Annotated in this window: 1 protein-coding gene; it reads left to right on the top strand. The window is 38.1% G+C overall.

Going from position 1 to position 517, the window contains the following annotated elements; all coding sequences use genetic code 11:
• A partial coding sequence (locus tag KMAL_RS16805) for a hypothetical protein (RefSeq protein ID WP_219811437.1) occupies window positions 1-478 on the top strand: 478 nt, incomplete at its 5' end.
• Between the last annotated feature and the right edge of the window lie 39 nt (window positions 479-517).

The following is a 517-nucleotide window of genomic DNA, read 5'->3' on the forward strand; positions in this document are numbered from 1 at the left end:
TATCAATCTTTATAACATCGAGAAATTCGGTAAAGAGTATGCCCGAGCGATGCAGGTGCATTTCATGTCTGAAGATTACGATATTGATTCAAAGTACAGAGAAGATTATGCTCAGTTAGGGGTAAGCTTCAACAAAGAAAAGGAAGATAGCAAAACCCATGTTCTAAAGAAGATTGGGGATCATTTTAAGAAGCTTCCATCGGAACTGAAAGGTCAGTTTAAGGAATCAGGTGACAGAAAGATTTTGCCAGTTAGTTCCCGTTTATACCTTGCCAATTTGCCAAAGACAAATAAACTTTCCGTAAAGGCATTCTATGATTATGCCAATGTACATCATCACTTTGACCTTCGGTTTGACTGGCTTGCAGAAGAAGATGATTCGAAATTCACCGCTACACTTTTGGTGAAGCTGGAAGAGTACGTTAAGAAAAGCGCTCAAATCTTTCATGGAATATTCAACATCAAACCAGAGAAGTGATCTATGTAGCAAGAGGTTTAATAAAAGGCAGTATAGAAC

The organism is Novacetimonas maltaceti, from assembly GCF_002906255.1.
GTDB classification, from domain to species: Bacteria; Pseudomonadota; Alphaproteobacteria; order Acetobacterales; family Acetobacteraceae; genus Novacetimonas; species Novacetimonas maltaceti.